The following is a 15740-nucleotide window of genomic DNA, read 5'->3' as shown; positions in this document are numbered from 1 at the left end:
CAACGCCCAGACCGTGAGCTTGGCACACATCGAATCATAATAGGGCGGGATCACATAGCCGGTATACATGGCCGCATCGGTTCGCACGCCGGGGCCACCGGGCGCATAGTAACGGGTAATGCGGCCGAAGCTGGGAAGGAAATCATTTTTCGGGTCTTCTGCATTGATACGAAATTCCATGGCGAAGCCGCGATAATTTACGTCTTCCTGCTTGTACTGCAGGGGCAGGCCGCTGGCGATGCGAATTTGCTCCTGCACAATGTCGATACCGGTAATGGTTTCGGTTACAGTGTGTTCTACCTGCAGACGGGTATTCATTTCCATGAAGTAGAACTGGTTGTCCTGGTCGAGCAAAAACTCCACCGTGCCCGCATTTTCGTAGCCGACGGTCCGGGCTGCCTGCACAGCGATCTTGCCGATGTAGTCGCGCTGGGCACGGGTCAGTTGCGGGGAAGGCGCGATTTCGATCAGCTTCTGATTGCGGCGCTGGATCGAACAATCGCGCTCGAACAGATGGATCACGCTACCGAAGCTGTCGCCGATGACCTGGACTTCGATGTGACGCGGGTTGACCACGCATTTTTCCATGAATAGTTCAGGCTTGCCGAACGCCTTGGTGGCTTCGGAAACGACGCGATCATAATTTTTGATCAATTCTTCTTCGTTGTTGCAGCGGCGAATGCCGCGTCCACCACCGCCATTGGTGGCTTTCAGCATGACGGGGTAGCCAATTACGGTGGCCAGTTCCACGGCCTGTTTGACGTTGGCAAGGTTGCCTTCGCTGCCTGGAATTACCGGTACGCCAGCATCGATCATTGCCTGCCGAGCCTGAATCTTGTCGCCCATGCGGTGGATCACTTTTGGAGATGGGCCGATGAACTTGATGCCTCGCTTGGCGCAGATTTCTGCCAGAACCGGATTTTCCGAAAGGAAGCCGTAGCCGGGGTGAAGTGCATCGCAACCTGCCGCAACTGCGAGATTGACTATATTATGTGCGTTCAGGTAGCCAATGACCGGATCGGAGCCGATATTGTAGGATTCATCGGCCTTTTTGACGTGCAGGGCATGTCGGTCGGCATCCGTATAGATGGCGACGGATTTAATCCCCATTTCGGAGCAAGCGCGTACAATACGAACCGCAATTTCACCACGATTGGCAATAAGAATTTTCTTGATCACGCGGGAACCCGTTCAATTATCAAAACATCAAGTTTCTATGATCGCTATTTGGGATTACTCTTGGAGCTTGTTTTTTGACAGCGAATCTTAAAAATTATATCATGCGCGCCTTATGCCTGAACAGGTCGTCATCAACAGCATCGAGTTTGCGCGCAACGGCGAATCGTTAAACGGTAGCGTCGCGGTCGCAAATTTAAGTCGGCTGCAGGATTTACTGTTTTCCAGCAGCGGTTTGCTGGAGTACACCCTGACCGGCAAGCGTGGCGAGAACGGTAAGCTTTTTCTGGTTTGCGCCGTCAAAGGCATGCTGCAACTTAGGTGCCAGCGTTGTCTTGGAGCTCTGGCTTATCCTGTGGACCTTGATTCCGAACTGGAATTGATCGAGGATGAACCACTTTTGCCGGCGGTGGTGAACGAGGATGAATTGACTGACGCTATCAAGGTGGATCCGAATATGGATGTGCTGGCGTTGATCGAGGATGAGGTGTTGCTGGGCTTGCCGATGGCGCCCACGCACGCGTCTGGAAACTGTAAGGCGGGTGGAGATTTTGGCCAGGCGGAAACCGATAAACAAAATGCTTTTAGTGCACTGGCCGCGCTGAAAACGAAAGATTTGAGAAAAAATTAGGAGTTATCATGGCTGTACAACAGAACAAGAAATCCCCATCCAAGCGTGGTATGCACCGCGCGCACGACTTCCTGACCAACCCACCGTTGGCTGTGGAGCCGACCACCGGGGAAATTCATCTGCGTCACCACGTCAGCCCCAGCGGTTTCTACCGCGGTAAAAAGGTTGCGCGTGCCAAGGGCGAATAATTGGCGTTATCTGGCGTTCGGTAAAGGCGGTTTGCAGCGAACGTAATGGATATCACTGTTGCGATCGACGCCATGGGCGGCGACCACGGCCCCCACGTTACTGTCCCTGCAGCTCTGGCGTACCTGAAACGGGACGCTGAAGTCAATATAGTATTAGTTGGCTTGGCCGGGGTGATTGAGACTGAGCTTCAATCCCTCAAGGCCTCGGTTTCTCCTCGTCTGCGCATTCACCATGCCAGCGAGGTGGTTACCATGGATGATCCGCCCGCGCTGTCCTTGCGCAACAAAAAAGACTCCTCCATGCGTGTCGCCATCAACCTGGTAAAAACGGGCGAGGCGAATGCTTGCGTTAGCGCCGGCAACACAGGTGCGTTAATGGCCATCTCCCGCTTTGTCCTGAAAATGTTGCCCGGGATAGAACGGCCGGCAATTGCCGGAATGATGCCCACGCTGAATGGCCACACCCACGTCCTCGACCTTGGAGCCAATGTGGATTGCACTGCCAACCACCTGCTCCAGTTCGCGGTAATGGGCGCGATGCTGGTTTCCGCTGTGGAGCACAAAGAAGCCCCCACCGTTGGTCTGCTCAATATCGGCGAGGAAGATATCAAGGGTAACGAGGTGGTCAAGCAGACAGCCGAGTTGTTGCGTCAGAGTCATCTGAATTTCCATGGCAACGTAGAAGGCAACGATATCTATAAAGGCACCACGGACGTGGTGGTATGCGATGGTTTTGTCGGCAATGTTGCGCTGAAGGCATCGGAAGGACTGGTGCAAATGTTGGCGACTTTTTTGCGTCAGGAATTCAAGCGCAACATCCTGACCCAATTGGCTGGACTCATCGCCTACCCGGTTCTCAGCGCGTTCAAGAAGCGCCTCGATCATCGGCGTTACAATGGTGCAAGCCTCCTCGGGTTGCAAGGGGTTGTGGTGAAAAGCCACGGCTCGGCGGATAGCTTTGCTTTTCAGTTCGCCATTGAGCGAGCGGTCGAGGAAGTGCGCAACGGCGTGCTGCGCCGGATCAATGAACAAATGGCCCTGCTGAACGAGGAAAAGGCCTGATGTATTCACGTATTATCGGTACCGGTGGCTACCTGCCGGAAAAAATCCTGACCAACCACGATCTGGCGCAGATGGTCGATACCTCGGACGAGTGGGTTTTTTCCCGCACGGGCATCCGCGAACGCCACATCGTCGCAGAAAATCAGACCACTAGTGATCTGGCTTTCTTGGCGGCGCAGCAGGCCATACAAATGGCAGGCGTCGATCCCCAAAGCATCGACTTGATCATCGTCGCCACAACCACGCCTGATGTCGTGTTTCCTAGTACAGCCTGTATTCTCCAGGACAAACTTGGTATCAGGAGCGGTGGCCCGGCGTTTGACATCCAGGCGGTTTGCAGTGGTTTTGTCTACGCCCTGGCGACGGCCGATCAGTTCATTCGAGGTGGACAAAGCAAGTGCGCCCTGGTTGTGGGTGCGGAAACTTTTTCCCGCATCATGGATTGGACCGACCGCAACACCTGCGTCCTGTTTGGCGATGGTGCGGGTGCGGTGGTCCTGAAAGCTAGCGATGAGCCTGGAATCATTTCCACCCACCTGCATGCCGACGGCAGTTATGGCCATCTGCTGGCTGTGCCGGCATGCCTCTCTGCCGGCAAGGCAAAGGGTAATCCTTTCGTCGAAATGGACGGTACTGGTGTGTTCAAGTTCGCGGTCGGGGTACTGGATTCTATCGTTGAGGAAACCTTGGCGGCCAACGGCATGCAGAAGTCAGACATCACTTGGCTGGTGCCGCATCAGGCCAATATTCGCATTATTCAGGCCACCGCCAAGAAGTTAGGCATGAGCATGGATAATGTCGTGGTTACTGTCGACAAGCATGGCAACACCTCGGCGGCCTCGATTCCCTTGGCGCTGGATGTCGCGGTTCGGGATGGGCGGATCAAGCCCGGCGACACTATACTGATGGAAGGCGTGGGTGGCGGTTTCACCTGGGGTTCTGCGCTAGTAACTTGGTAAGAAGGTAAGAAAACATGAGTTTTGCTTTTGTATTTCCAGGACAGGGTTCGCAGTCGGTCGGAATGATGAATGGCTTCGACGGGCTTTCCATCGTGCGGGAAACCTTCGAGGAAGCGGGGCATATTCTCAAGCAGGATTTGTGGAGCATGGTCACGGGTGGCAGCGCCGAAGATCTCAACCTGACAGTTAACACTCAACCGGTAATGTTGACTGCCGGCGTGGCGGTGTTCCGCGCCTGGAATGCCCTGCACGGAGCCCGGCCGACTATGCTGGCCGGCCACAGCTTGGGCGAATACACTGCACTGGTTGCATCCGGAGCGCTGTCCTTTGCCGATGCTTTGCCACTGGTGCGCTTCCGCGCACAGGCAATGCAGGAAGCGGTAGCCGAAGGTGTGGGCGGAATGGCGGCGATTCTGGGGCTCGATGACGATGCTGTACGCGCCGTTTGTGCCGAAGCGGCACAAGGCGAGGTACTGGAGCCGGTTAATTTCAATTCGCCTGGCCAAGTCGTGATCGCAGGCCACAAAACTGCCGTTGAGCGTGGCATGGTGCTGGCTAAGGAAAAGGGCGCAAAACGTGCGCTGCCACTGCCGGTTAGTGTTCCTTCCCATTGCGCCCTGATGCGCCCGGCTGCGGATGCCCTGACACAGCGTATGCAGGCAATTTCGATCAAAGCGCCGCAAATTCCGGTGGTGCATAATGCTGATGTTAAAAGTCATGATGATGAAGCCGGCATCAAGGATGCACTTGCGCGGCAGCTTTACAGCCCGGTGAGATGGGTGGAAACGGTCAGAAATTTTGCCGAGCTAGGTATCGTCAAACTCGCTGAATGCGGGCCCGGAAAGGTGCTGGCCGGATTGAACAAACGTATAGACGGCAATATGCAGGCATTCGCACTATCTGACGAAGCGGCGCTGCGCCAGGCAATGGATTCATTGAAATAATCTTGGAGAATAGTTAAATGCTGGATGGGCAGATTGCTTTGGTAACAGGCGCCAGTCGCGGAATTGGCCAAGCTGTCGCGCTGGAACTCGGCAAGCAGGGCGCAACCGTTATTGGCACGGCGACCAGCCAGGCCGGTGCGGACAATATCAGCGGCTATCTGAGTCAGGCCGGCATCAAGGGTGCTGGGCTGGCTTTGAACGTCAAAGATCCTGCACAGATCGAACAGGTGCTGCAAGCCATACGGACCCAATTCGGTGAAATCTCGATTCTGGTCAATAACGCCGGCATTACACGCGATAATCTGCTGATGCGGATGAAGGAAGAGGAATGGGACGACATCATGGATACCAACCTGAAGTCCGTGTTCCGCTTGAGTCAGGCTGTTCTGCGCGCGATGATGAAGGCGCGTTATGGCCGCATCATCAGCATTGCCTCGGTGGTAGGCACGATGGGGAACGCCGGCCAGACTAATTATGCCGCTGCCAAGGCGGCTATCATAGGCTTCAGCAAATCTCTGGCACGCGAAGTCGGCAGCCGCAATATCACGGTAAACTGTGTCGCGCCGGGTTTCATCGATACGGACATGACCCGCGCCCTGAGCGAGGAGCAACGCAATGATCTGCTCGGCCACATCCCGCTGGGACGACTTGGTACGGTCCAGGATATCGCAGCTTCGGTCGCATTCCTGGCTTCGCCGCAAGCCGGTTATGTTACGGGTACCACAATGCACGTCAATGGCGGCATGTACATGAGTTGATTGGGCAAACTTCCCGTTTGGTGAAGTGGGCAATTTTTGGTAAAATGCGTCAGCTTTTTTATAGCGATTCAAGAGAGGGTACTTAGATGGAAAATATCGAACAACGCGTCAAAAAAATCGTTGCTGAGCAACTTGGCGTGAACGAAGCAGAAGTAAAAATTGAATCCTCCTTCGTCGACGACCTGGGCGCTGATTCCCTGGATACCGTTGAGCTGGTCATGGCACTGGAAGAAGAGTTCGACTGCGAAATTCCTGACGAAGAAGCGGAAAAAATCACCACCGTCAAACAAGCCGTTGATTACGTCAATGGTCATCTGAACTAAACTGTTCTATCTATCCTGTAACCACTCGCAACTGGAGTCGTCTTGTCTAAACGCAGAGTCGTCATCACCGGCCTGGGCATAATTTCGCCTGTCGGTAATACTGTTGAGCAAGCGTGGTCGAACATTCTTGCCGGCAAATCTGGAATAAGCCGGATTACCCGGTTCGACCCCACGGCCTTTTCCTCCCAGATCGCCGGCGAGGTCAAAGGGTTCGATGTCACCGAGTATATTTCCGCCAAGGAAGCTCGTCGCATGGATATTTTTATCCATTACGGGCTTGCAGCGGGAGTACAGGCGATCAAGGACTCCGGCATTGTGGTTACCCCGGAAAACGCCGAACGTATCGGCGTTAATATCGGTTCCGGCATCGGTGGTCTACCGATGATCGAGGATACCCATAACACCTATCTGGAAGGCGGTCCGCGCAAAATTTCCCCGTTTTTCATTCCAGGTACGATCATCAATATGATCTCGGGTAATCTGTCCATCATGTTTGGACTCAAAGGCCCGAATCTGGCGATGGTTACCGCCTGTACCACGGCCACTCACTGCATCGGCGATTCCGCGCGCATGATCGAATATGGCGACGCCGATATCATGATCGCGGGCGGAGCGGAATCCACCGTGACACCGCTGGCGGTTGGCGGCTTTGCCTCGGCGCGCGCGCTATCCACACGCAATGATGATCCCGAAAAGGCAAGCCGTCCCTGGGATACTGGTCGGGATGGCTTCGTACTTGGAGAAGGCGCAGGGATACTGGTGCTCGAAGAATACGAACACGCCAAAGCACGCGGAGCGAAAATTTATGCCGAAGTGCCCGGTTTCGGCATGAGCGCAGATGCCAACCACATGACGGCCCCCTGCGAAGACGGTAGCGGTGCGGCTCGATGCATGACCAATGCATTGCGAAATGCCGGGATTCCGCACAATCAGGTTGATTTCATCAACGCCCACGGCACATCAACGCCCTTGGGCGATCTGGCAGAAACCAAGGCGGTCAAGCTCTGCTTTGGCGAACATGCCAAAAATATCGCGGTCAATTCGACCAAATCCATGACCGGTCATCTGCTTGGCGCTGCCGGAGGTGTCGAAGCGGTGTTTTCGGCGCTGAGCGTGTATCATCAAATTTCGCCTCCGACCATCAATATGGTCGAGCAGGATCCCGAGTGTGATCTTGATTATGTGCCGAATGTTGCCCGCAAGATGAAAATCGATGTCGCCCTGTCGAACTCCTTCGGATTTGGTGGCACCAACGGTACCTTGGTGTTCCGCAAGATCTGAATACCTGCAGCAGGGGCGGAACGCCCCTGGGTTTTTCCTTGTCATTAAGGTAGCTTGTGCCCGTCATACAGCTCCCCGGTACGCCCGACTTGCTTGGCCTCCATGCGGCAAACCCGTTGCGCTACCCCTATCTGCTGCAAACTCTGGGTTGCTCTGGCTGGGATATACTTTTCGCTTTTCCAGCGCAGTCACAAATATTTCCATCCGACACGACAGGGCAGGAACAGGCATTTTTTCCCATACTCGATGAAGAGTGGGCAAAAGCCGCGTGCCTACCAGAGCAGGGAGTGGCCAAGCTCCCCTTTCACGGGGGCTGGTTCGTTTACCTAGGCTATGAATTGCTGCACCAGTTGGAGTCCTCCGTCGCGCCAAAACTGCAGGTAAGCAAATTTCCGTTGGCCGCCCTTGTACGCATCCCCGCGGCGATCATGGTCGACCATGCTGAGGGGCAGACCTACTTGTTTGCTGAGGAAGCCCATTCACATCTTCTTGAAGACCTGCGCACCGATTTGAGTGATGTTACCGAATATGAGGACAGCCCGGTAAGGGTGGAGGAACTTGAAGAGGAAGACGAACAGATTTTCCTGCAAGGGGTGGCTAAGATTAAGCGCTACATCCTGGAAGGGGACGTGTTCCAGGTCAATCTTGCACGCCAGTGGCAGGCACGGATCGAACATCAAGGCAGTGCGGTCGGTGTTTACGCACGCCTGCGCGAGAGCAATCCGGCCCCTTTTGCGGGTATCGCCGACTTCGGTAGTCACCAGATTATCAGTTCCTCCCCGGAGCGACTGGCAAGGGTACGCGGTGGCGTGATCGAGACGCGCCCGATCGCCGGCACGCATCCGCGAGCGCTGCTGGCAGAAGAGGATGAGTTGCTGCGCCGACAGCTGATCGCCAGCCCCAAGGAACGCGCCGAGCACATCATGCTGGTCGACCTCGAGCGCAATGATCTGGGCCGGGTGTGCGAGCCAGGCAGCGTCGAGGTCAGCGAACTGATGACGGTGTGCAGCTACGCTCACGTTCACCACATCGAGTCCAGCGTGCGCGGTCGTTTGCGCGAGAACACGGCTCCTTCCGAGGTGATGCGTGCGTTGTTTCCAGGAGGCACTATTACCGGTTGCCCCAAAATCCGTACCATGCAAATCATCAGTGAGCTCGAACCCTCACCCCGTTACGCTTATACGGGCAGCATGGGGTATCTTAATCTCGATGGCAGCATGGATCTTAATATCCTGATCCGCAGCTTCATGCTCGAAGGGAATGCACTGACCTTCAAGGCCGGTGCAGGCATCGTCGCCGACTCCGACCCCTTGCGCGAACTTGCCGAAACTCGCGCCAAGGCGAAAGGTCTACTCAGGGCACTGGGAGCAGCTCAATGACCCTGGTTAACGGCATTCAGAGCGAACAGGTTCGGGTCTTTGACCGGGGACTGACGTACGGTGACGGGGTTTTTCGTACCTTGCGGGTGAGTGCGAGTCGTCCATTGTGCTGGTCACGCCATTATGACAAGCTGTACGCAGATTGTGCAGCGCTCGGCATTGTTTGCCCGCCTGAAGCGATCCTGGCTGCGGAAATGGCCGAATTGATCGAGGAAACACCTGACTGCGTGCTGAAAGTGATCGTCACCCGTGGAGAGAGCCAACGTGGTTACGCTATTCCTGAGTACATGGAGCCGACGCGCATCCTGATGGCGAGTCCTGTCCCGCAATACCCGGCAAATTATTTGACGGATGGGATTCGGCTGCACCTTTGTTCCACGCGCCTTGGCATGCAACCCTTGCTGGCTGGGATCAAGCATCTCAATCGACTGGAAAACGTGCTAGCGCGACTGGAATGGTACGATTCCGAAATTGCCGAGGGATTAATGCTCGATATGGATGGAAATGTCATCGAAGGGACGATGAGCAACTTGTTCCTTCGCAAGGGCAAGACCTTGCACACCCCGGATCTTGGGCGTTGCGGTGTGGCCGGCGTGCAGCGGCAGCGCATCATGGAGATAGCAGTCAGGCTGGGCATGACGGTCAGGGTGGAAAATCTGCCGTTGGCCCGAATCTACGATGCGGACGAGATTGTGCTCTGCAACAGCGTAATTGGTGTCTGGCAGGTTAGGGAACTGGGCGCAAAAACGTGGCAGGCCGGCAATCTGGCGGCGCGCCTGAGGAGTTTGCTGGATGATGACGGTCATTAAGCGCGGCATCGCTGCGTTCATTTTATTGGGAATGTCGGCTGCGGGCTGGGTGCTGTATTTTGCCAATACCCCTGTACACCTGCCCCAATCGCCCTACGAGTTTACGCTCAAGCATGGCAGCAGCTTACGTACCATTGCCAGACAGTTCAGTGCTGAAGGACTGATTCCGGAACCATGGAGCTTTATTATGCTGGCAAAAGCTTTGGGCAGGGAAGGGGGGATCAAGGCTGGCAACTATCAACTGGATCGCGAAATCACCCCGTTTCAACTGCTTCAAAAGATCACCAAGGGCGATGTCAGCCAAAGCGAAATCGTGTTTATCGAGGGTTGGAATTTCAGCCAGCTGCGCAAGGCGCTCGACGGAAATCCAGCCATCAGGCACGACACCGCCGGCCTGAGCGACAGGGAGCTGTTGGATCGCCTGGCGGTGCAGGAGGAAAACGCCGAGGGGCTGTTTTTTCCAGAAACTTATTATTTCAGCAACGGGATGAGCGACTTGTCCGTGCTCAAACGTGCCTACCAGATCATGGGGCAGCGACTGGCCGATGCCTGGCTGGAACGCAGCCCGAATCTGCTATATTCCACGCCTTACGAGGCTTTGATCATGGCTTCCATCGTCGAGAAGGAAACCGGCCAATCCGGGGAGCGGCCGATGATCGCCGCCGTCTTTATCAATCGCCTGCGTATCGGCATGAGGTTGCAAACAGATCCAACGGTCATTTACGGCCTGGGTGAGACGTTTGACGGCAATTTGCATAAGCGCGATTTAACCACCGATAATGCCTATAATACTTACACTCGCGCCGGGCTTCCGCCCGGTCCGATTGCTATGCCGGGATGGGCCTCTATCCATGCGGCTCTACACCCTAGCGAGACCTCTGCGCTGTATTTCGTAAGCAAGGGGGATGGTACCCACCAGTTTTCCCGCAGCCTGGCGGAGCATAATCAGGCTGTGGCGCGTTACCAGAAAAACTTATCCAGAAAAAAGATTGATTAAATATCACAATATAATGATTCTAAATAATAATAAAGCAAAATTTATCACGCTTGAGGGGATAGATGGTGCCGGCAAGAGCACACACCTGAATTGGCTAGCGGAGCGCTTGCGCGGTCAGGGGAAAAAGGTCCTTGTCACCCGGGAGCCGGGCGGAACTCCGCTCGGCGAAGCGTTGCGCGAGTTGCTCCTGCATCAAGCCATGCATCTTGAAACCGAGGCCCTGCTGATGTTCGCTGCCAGGCGGGAGCATCTGGACAAGGTCATTATTCCGGCGTTGCGCGAGGGAACCTGGGTCATTTCAGACCGCTTCACCGACGCCAGTTTTGCCTATCAGGGTGGGGGCAGGGGACTGGATGAAGCCAAGCTGAAAATCCTTGAACAATGGGTTCAGCAGGACTTGCAACCGGACCTGACCTTGTTGTTCGACGTTACACTCGAAGTCAGTCGGAAGCGGTTGTCCGGCAACGCTTCTCTGGACCGGTTCGAACAGGAAAAGCAGGATTTTTTCCAGCGCGTGAGGGACGCTTATTTGAAGCGCGCAGCGCTATTCCCGGAGCGAATCCGGGTGATCGATAGTGGGCGGACGCTGAATGAAATTCAAGTTGATCTTGAAGATGTTATTTCATCTATCTGACTAATATGATTTATTCATGGCAAAATGATATTTGGCGACGACTGATGTCGACCCAGGCGACCTTGCCTGGCGCTCTATTGCTACAAGGCCGAAGTGGAATCGGGAAATTTCATTTGGCCTATACGCTGGCACAAGCGTTGCTGTGCGAATCTCCACTGGATTTGGGTGAACCTTGCGAACATTGCGGCTCATGCCACTGGTTCAAGATCGGCGGTCATCCCGATTTTCGCCTGCTTGAGCCTGAAGCACAGAGCGCTGTGGCAGAATCGACGGGCGAAACGGCAGAACAGGGCAAGACGGCCGACAAAAAGGCTAGCCAGTTTATTACTGTGGCCCAGATTCGCGAATTAGCGGATTTCGTCAACCTGACGACTCACCGCAATGGCATGCGTATTATTCTGGTTCACCCGGCAGAAGCGATGAATGTTCACGCCGCCAATGCGCTGCTGAAAACATTGGAGGAGCCGCCGCCTGGCACGCTGTTCATCCTGGTGTCGCACCAGTCTCAACGCCTGTTGCCTACAGTTCGCAGTCGCTGCCAAAAGATTAACGCACCGTTTCCCGGGCGCGCAGAGGCATTGCAGTGGTTACGGGAGCAGGGGGTGGCGGAAGAAAATGCCTGCCTGGCGCAATCGGGCTACGCACCCCTTGCCGCCCTTCGGTTAAGCGCGGAAGATTACCAGTTGAAACGCCGTCAGATTCTGGAACAGCTTGGTGCGCCGGAACGATTTGATCCCATTACCCTGGCGGAGCGGGGAGACAAGGCGGAGTTGGCTTGGATACTGACCTGGATGCAGCAGTGGGTCTATGATCTGGCAAGTATCGGCATGACGGGGCAGGTGCGATACCAGCCTGAGTCGTCGACGGAAATGAATCACTTGGCAAAAGCCGTTAACTTGATAGAATTGTTTCGGTTCCAGCAGGAATTATTAACTGCGCAGCGCGCTTTACACCATCCGCTGAATAACCAGTTGGTGCTGGAGCAATTGTTTTTTTCTTATTGGCAACTCGTGAATCGTCAGGACGTCGCTTATGTCTGATCCAAAGGTTTCAGCCGCTCCGCGGCCGGGTGTACTTTCTTTGAGCATCAAGGAAAAAACCGCACTGTATGCGGCTTATATGCCTTATCTGAAGAACGGCGGAATTTTTATCCCAACCAACAAATCTTATCGCTTGGGTGACGAGGTTTTCATGCTGCTTTCCTTAATGGAGGATCCGAACAAGTTGCCGGTAGCCGGTCGTGTTGTCTGGATCACCCCGGAAGGCGCGCAAGGCAATAAAGTCCAAGGAGTGGGCGTACAGTTCGGCGATAACGAGAGCGGTGTCTCCGCACGCAACAAAATCGAGGGCTTGCTTGGCGGCAGTAAAACAACCCGCCCAACCCACACCATGTAGATCCATTCAAACCACGCCGCCGCTCATTTGCGGCATACTCTCGTGCAAGCCATGCTAGTCGATTCCCACTGCCACTTAAATTTTCCTGAACTCGCTTCAAATCTGCCCGAGATATTCGCCAACATGGAAAAAAATGGGGTCGGTCTTGCGCTATGCGTAAGCGTTAATCTCACGGATTTTCATCAAGTTATCAGCTTGGCTGAAAATTATTCTCAACTCTACGCATCGGTCGGAGTTCATCCTGATTATGAAGACGAGGAGGAGCCGACAGTTGAAAGGCTGGTTGAATTAGCGAACCACCCAAAGGTGATTGCAATCGGCGAAACCGGCCTGGATTACTTCAGACTGAAAGGCGACCTTGAATGGCAAAGGGAGCGCTTCCGCAACCACATTCGTGCCGCAAGACTCTGCGGCAAGCCATTGATTGTCCATACGCGGGAAGCTGCTGACGACACGCTGCGCATCATGGAAGAGGAGGGGGCGGCAAGCGTGGGCGGTGTAATGCACTGCTTTACCGAAAGTCTGGAGGTTGCGGAACGTGCGATAGCTCTTGGTTTTTGCATCTCATTTTCAGGTATTGTTACCTTTAAGAAGGCGATACAAGTCAAGGAAGTTGCAGAGAAAATACCATTGGATCGAGTGCTGGTAGAAACCGATTCGCCCTATCTTGCGCCCGCCCCATTCCGTGGAAAAACCAACCAGCCAGCGTATGTGAAGCATGTCGCAGAAGAAGTTGCACGATTGAGAGGGATAAGCGAAGAAGAATTGACTGAGGCCACCACTAGAAATTTCATGAGCCTATTCAAATTAAAATGATATATAGAATAGTAAGTAAGGCATTATTTCTGCTAATGTTGGTTAGCAATATTTCCTTAGCCGATGGATTTATTGATGATTTATTTATATCAATAACCCTGGGGGATGCTAGCGCAATCCAGCATTTTCTTGCCCGGGGTGTCGATGCCAATGTAATGGATGCCAATGGCAACACGGCTTTAATTATTGCCGCGCGCGAAGGGCAAAATGATATTTTGCGTACACTCCATAGGTCCGGCGCGAAACTCAATACTAAAAATCAATTCGGCGAATCGGCCCTCATGCTTGCGGCGCTCAATGGACACGCCAAAGTAGTCAACACCTTGCTCGGCCTGGGGGCGGACACGGGGGCAAACCATCAGGGCTGGACACCGATGATGTACGCGGCATTTTCTGGCCACAGCGAGATAGTCGAAAATCTGCTGCGTGCAGGCTCAGACGTGAACGCGGCGACCAGCAATGGCACAACCGCATTGATGTTGGCATCGAAAAGCGGGCACATCGAAGTGGTCGAAGTGCTGCTCAAATATCACGCCAACGTAGGCATCAAGAATGAAAATGGTGCAACAGCCTGGAGCTGGGCGATGGAGAGTGGTAATACTGATATCGCCGGTCTGTTGCGAGGCAAACGATAATTTGAAGATCGAAAAGCAATACCATAATATACATTATTACTTCGTATAATGGGTTATTGCGTAAAGCCAAGGACGGCCCTTTAAATTGATTTGACAGAATCAGGAAAAGACCCGGCAGAATCCCGCCGGGTTTTTTTTCGTCCTGAAAAAGTCAAAAGCCGTCTTAAAAAGAAGAATCCAAACCACCTCAACGAGAACGACCCCACGCCGCCACAATCGCGCTTTTGCCGGTCAGCGGCAAAAAACCCGCGCTACATTGTGACGGAACACAGACCCCGAAACCCCGCCACCCTCTCGGGCTGGCGGCGGATGTCTTCCAGTGTCAGGTCTGCTAAGAAAGTGCGCCAGAAAACCGACTGGCACACTTTCAGATGGGGAACCCCACTTTTGGGAAATGAGATCTCCCCAAACACAAAACGAAAGGATTTTAGCCATGAATAAATACAACATCTACGATATCCAATCTGGCAAATGGCTGGCAGGCAGGGCCACATTCAAAGGCGCAACACATAGAGCGCAAAAACTGGCGAACATGACAGGCACCAAAAAACTGGTGACGCACAGAGATCAACGATACGAAGTGAATCCAAACAGAGGCTTTGAAAAAACCGCCTAAACCCCGAAACCATCTCGGGCTGGCGAAGCTGCATCATGCAGGGGTAAATTTCAGGGAGAAGAAAAACAGGCTTGCAGCAATCATTAATCCAGACGGGGGCGGCTTCGTCCCTCGCTCGCTCCCCGTCTGGATTAATCAAAGGGAACTATATACCAAGTACGCCAGTCTTGCCGACTGCGCCAGGTCCCATATTAAGCTTCTTATGTTCGTGCTTGTTGGCTTCCTTGCCGCCCAGATAAGTTTCATCTGCTTCGACTATGCCTTGCAAGAAACCGTTGCTGTCATCATCATCATCCTTGTCGTTTCCGCAGGCTTCACGAAGGCGCTGAAGCATGAACCACGCCGTTTTTTGAGTAACACCTAGCTCCTTGGATAGCTGGATGGATGAAATGCCTTTACGTGCTGTTGCCATCAGGTACATGGCATAGAGCCATTTATCGAGTGGCACATGTGAACGCTCAAAAATAGTTCCGGTGCGAACAGTAAACACCACTTCGCAACTCAGGCAACGGTAATATCCCAGAGTTCCTGAGCGTTTGCATGGCTGAATGCGTTCAATGCACCCGCAGGCTGGGCAGATCGCGCCTTGCGGCCAGCGCCGAGCCTCAAGATAGATACGGGCGGCATCGGCATTCGGAAAACGTTTAAGGAACTGGTAGGTGCTGATGGTGATTTTATCGTTCATGATAAAACCTTTGCTTGTTGTTTGACCCAATCAGTTAGTCCGGGGAATTCCGCCTCACGTTGTTTTTCACTTTTCTTTTTTGCCCTGTAGCCAGCTTCAGTAATACGAAGTTGACGCACAGATTTTAATATCCGCTGACCATCTTCTTTGTTCTTTGCGGTACCGTATTTAATAAGCGCATCAACAATAACCTCGTCAGATTCACGCATATCTTCATACTCTCGGATGATAGTTCTATTGCTCATAACTTAACTCCTTATTCTTTAATGGTTATGTTGAACCAGTAAAAGAATTATGGAACATCCGATTTAGGAAGTCAAGTATATAATTCCCTAATCAAACGCACCAAGACGGTTAAGACTGTTAATTTGCGCCGAATATTGACCCGGGATTTGCACTGAAAATTGACCCACCCGATAAGCCACAGTATGGCTCAAGTTACAGATGGATTT

Annotated in this window: 19 protein-coding genes and 1 pseudogene; 17 read left to right on the top strand and 3 right to left on the bottom strand. The window is 53.6% G+C overall.

The features are described 5' to 3' along the window. On the bottom strand, positions 1-1179 hold a 1179-nt coding region (locus tag SCT_RS13400; RefSeq protein ID WP_237759697.1), incomplete at its 3' end, for an acetyl-CoA carboxylase biotin carboxylase subunit. Between the two features lie 112 nt (positions 1180-1291). Here SCT_RS13400 and SCT_RS13395 point away from each other — a divergent pair. From SCT_RS13395 to SCT_RS13315, 17 genes are all read left to right on the top strand, one after another. Further along, entirely contained in the window at positions 1292-1807 is a 516-nt protein-coding gene (locus SCT_RS13395; protein ID WP_059423903.1) for a DUF177 domain-containing protein, read from the top strand. 8 nt (positions 1808-1815) lie between these two features. Then, positions 1816-1995: a 50S ribosomal protein L32 gene (gene rpmF / locus SCT_RS13390; protein ID WP_009205684.1), complete on the top strand. Its 180-nt coding sequence runs from the start codon at positions 1816-1818 to the stop codon at positions 1993-1995. Between the two features lie 45 nt (positions 1996-2040). After that, positions 2041-3057: a phosphate acyltransferase PlsX gene (gene plsX, locus SCT_RS13385; protein WP_059423900.1), complete on the top strand. Its 1017-nt coding sequence runs from the start codon at positions 2041-2043 to the stop codon at positions 3055-3057. Continuing rightward, positions 3057-4016, top strand: a complete 960-nt coding sequence (locus SCT_RS13380) for a beta-ketoacyl-ACP synthase III (protein ID WP_082098357.1) — start codon at positions 3057-3059, stop codon at positions 4014-4016. Before plsX ends, SCT_RS13380 begins: the two co-directional genes overlap by 1 nt. 14 nt (positions 4017-4030) lie before the next feature. Next, positions 4031-4960, top strand: a complete 930-nt coding sequence (gene fabD / locus SCT_RS13375; protein ID WP_059423894.1) for an ACP S-malonyltransferase — start codon at positions 4031-4033, stop codon at positions 4958-4960. Between the two features lie 17 nt (positions 4961-4977). Further along, positions 4978-5718, top strand: coding sequence for a 3-oxoacyl-ACP reductase FabG (gene fabG / locus SCT_RS13370; RefSeq protein ID WP_059423893.1), 741 nt, complete (start codon positions 4978-4980; stop codon positions 5716-5718). An 86-nt stretch (positions 5719-5804) separates the two neighbouring features. Then, a complete protein-coding gene (gene acpP, locus SCT_RS13365; protein WP_009205689.1) occupies positions 5805-6041 on the top strand; it encodes an acyl carrier protein in 237 nt (78 codons plus the stop codon). A gap of 42 nt (positions 6042-6083) precedes the next feature. Next, positions 6084-7322: a beta-ketoacyl-ACP synthase II gene (gene fabF / locus SCT_RS13360; RefSeq protein WP_059423889.1), complete on the top strand. Its 1239-nt coding sequence runs from the start codon at positions 6084-6086 to the stop codon at positions 7320-7322. Positions 7323-7378: 56 nt separating this feature from the next. After that, the gene (locus SCT_RS13355; protein ID WP_059423887.1) at positions 7379-8701 is read left to right on the top strand and encodes an aminodeoxychorismate synthase component I; all 1323 of its coding nucleotides are present in this window, start codon (positions 7379-7381) and stop codon (positions 8699-8701) included. Next, on the top strand, positions 8698-9510 hold the full coding sequence (pabC, locus tag SCT_RS13350) for an aminodeoxychorismate lyase (RefSeq protein WP_059423885.1): 813 nt from the start codon (positions 8698-8700) through the stop codon (positions 9508-9510). Before SCT_RS13355 ends, pabC begins: the two co-directional genes overlap by 4 nt. Next, entirely contained in the window at positions 9494-10507 is a 1014-nt protein-coding gene (mltG, locus tag SCT_RS13345; RefSeq protein WP_059423883.1) for an endolytic transglycosylase MltG, read from the top strand. Before pabC ends, mltG begins: the two co-directional genes overlap by 17 nt. Before the next feature lie 13 nt (positions 10508-10520). Continuing rightward, entirely contained in the window at positions 10521-11141 is a 621-nt protein-coding gene (gene tmk / locus SCT_RS13340; RefSeq protein WP_059423882.1) for a dTMP kinase, read from the top strand. A 5-nt stretch (positions 11142-11146) separates the two neighbouring features. Then, positions 11147-12181: a DNA polymerase III subunit delta' gene (holB, locus tag SCT_RS13335; RefSeq protein WP_082098356.1), complete on the top strand. Its 1035-nt coding sequence runs from the start codon at positions 11147-11149 to the stop codon at positions 12179-12181. Further along, positions 12174-12536 carry a PilZ domain-containing protein gene (locus SCT_RS13330; RefSeq protein WP_059423878.1) on the top strand — a complete coding sequence of 121 codons (363 nt, stop codon included), beginning with the start codon at positions 12174-12176 and terminating at the stop codon, positions 12534-12536. Before holB ends, SCT_RS13330 begins: the two co-directional genes overlap by 8 nt. Positions 12537-12587: 51 nt before the next feature. Next, positions 12588-13352: a TatD family hydrolase gene (locus SCT_RS13325; RefSeq protein WP_059423874.1), complete on the top strand. Its 765-nt coding sequence runs from the start codon at positions 12588-12590 to the stop codon at positions 13350-13352. A gap of 35 nt (positions 13353-13387) precedes the next feature. Then, the gene (locus SCT_RS13320; protein WP_159107912.1) at positions 13388-13987 is read left to right on the top strand and encodes an ankyrin repeat domain-containing protein; all 600 of its coding nucleotides are present in this window, start codon (positions 13388-13390) and stop codon (positions 13985-13987) included. Between the two features lie 433 nt (positions 13988-14420). Then, positions 14421-14603, top strand: coding sequence for a hypothetical protein (locus SCT_RS13315; RefSeq protein WP_059423870.1), 183 nt, complete (start codon positions 14421-14423; stop codon positions 14601-14603). A gap of 148 nt (positions 14604-14751) precedes the next feature. Here SCT_RS13315 and SCT_RS13310 read toward each other — a convergent pair. Then, positions 14752-15288, bottom strand: a pseudogene (locus SCT_RS13310) (IS1595 family transposase); the annotation flags it as partial. Then, positions 15285-15533 carry a hypothetical protein gene (locus tag SCT_RS13305; RefSeq protein ID WP_059423866.1) on the bottom strand — a complete coding sequence of 83 codons (249 nt, stop codon included), beginning with the start codon at positions 15531-15533 and terminating at the stop codon, positions 15285-15287. The gene SCT_RS13305 and the pseudogene SCT_RS13310, both read right to left, overlap by 4 nt. Between the last annotated feature and the right edge of the window lie 207 nt (positions 15534-15740).

Source organism: Sulfuricella sp. T08 (assembly GCF_000971475.1).
In the GTDB taxonomy this organism is placed as follows: domain Bacteria; phylum Pseudomonadota; class Gammaproteobacteria; order Burkholderiales; family Sulfuricellaceae; genus Sulfuricella.
The sequence above is the reverse complement of the archived record's forward strand: the minus strand, read 5'-3'. Positions and strand labels throughout refer to the sequence as shown.

Excerpts from the sequence above, each read along its gene's own strand:
- SCT_RS13395 (WP_059423903.1), top strand. The coding sequence starts at position 1,292 with ATGCCTGAACAGGTCGTCATCAACAGCATCGAGTTTGCGCGCAACGGC.
- rpmF (WP_009205684.1), top strand. The coding sequence starts at position 1,816 with ATGGCTGTACAACAGAACAAGAAATCCCCATCCAAGCGTGGTATGCAC.
- plsX (WP_059423900.1), top strand. The coding sequence starts at position 2,041 with ATGGATATCACTGTTGCGATCGACGCCATGGGCGGCGACCACGGCCCC.
- SCT_RS13380 (WP_082098357.1), top strand. The coding sequence starts at position 3,057 with ATGTATTCACGTATTATCGGTACCGGTGGCTACCTGCCGGAAAAAATC.
- fabD (WP_059423894.1), top strand. The coding sequence starts at position 4,031 with ATGAGTTTTGCTTTTGTATTTCCAGGACAGGGTTCGCAGTCGGTCGGA.
- fabG (WP_059423893.1), top strand. The coding sequence starts at position 4,978 with ATGCTGGATGGGCAGATTGCTTTGGTAACAGGCGCCAGTCGCGGAATT.
- acpP (WP_009205689.1), top strand. The coding sequence starts at position 5,805 with ATGGAAAATATCGAACAACGCGTCAAAAAAATCGTTGCTGAGCAACTT.
- pabC (WP_059423885.1), top strand. The coding sequence starts at position 8,698 with ATGACCCTGGTTAACGGCATTCAGAGCGAACAGGTTCGGGTCTTTGAC.
- mltG (WP_059423883.1), top strand. The coding sequence starts at position 9,494 with ATGATGACGGTCATTAAGCGCGGCATCGCTGCGTTCATTTTATTGGGA.
- tmk (WP_059423882.1), top strand. The coding sequence starts at position 10,521 with ATGATTCTAAATAATAATAAAGCAAAATTTATCACGCTTGAGGGGATA.
- holB (WP_082098356.1), top strand. The coding sequence starts at position 11,147 with ATGATTTATTCATGGCAAAATGATATTTGGCGACGACTGATGTCGACC.
- SCT_RS13330 (WP_059423878.1), top strand. The coding sequence starts at position 12,174 with ATGTCTGATCCAAAGGTTTCAGCCGCTCCGCGGCCGGGTGTACTTTCT.
- SCT_RS13325 (WP_059423874.1), top strand. The coding sequence starts at position 12,588 with ATGCTAGTCGATTCCCACTGCCACTTAAATTTTCCTGAACTCGCTTCA.
- SCT_RS13320 (WP_159107912.1), top strand. The coding sequence starts at position 13,388 with ATGTTGGTTAGCAATATTTCCTTAGCCGATGGATTTATTGATGATTTA.
- SCT_RS13315 (WP_059423870.1), top strand. The coding sequence starts at position 14,421 with ATGAATAAATACAACATCTACGATATCCAATCTGGCAAATGGCTGGCA.
- SCT_RS13305 (WP_059423866.1), bottom strand. The coding sequence starts at position 15,533 with ATGAGCAATAGAACTATCATCCGAGAGTATGAAGATATGCGTGAATCT.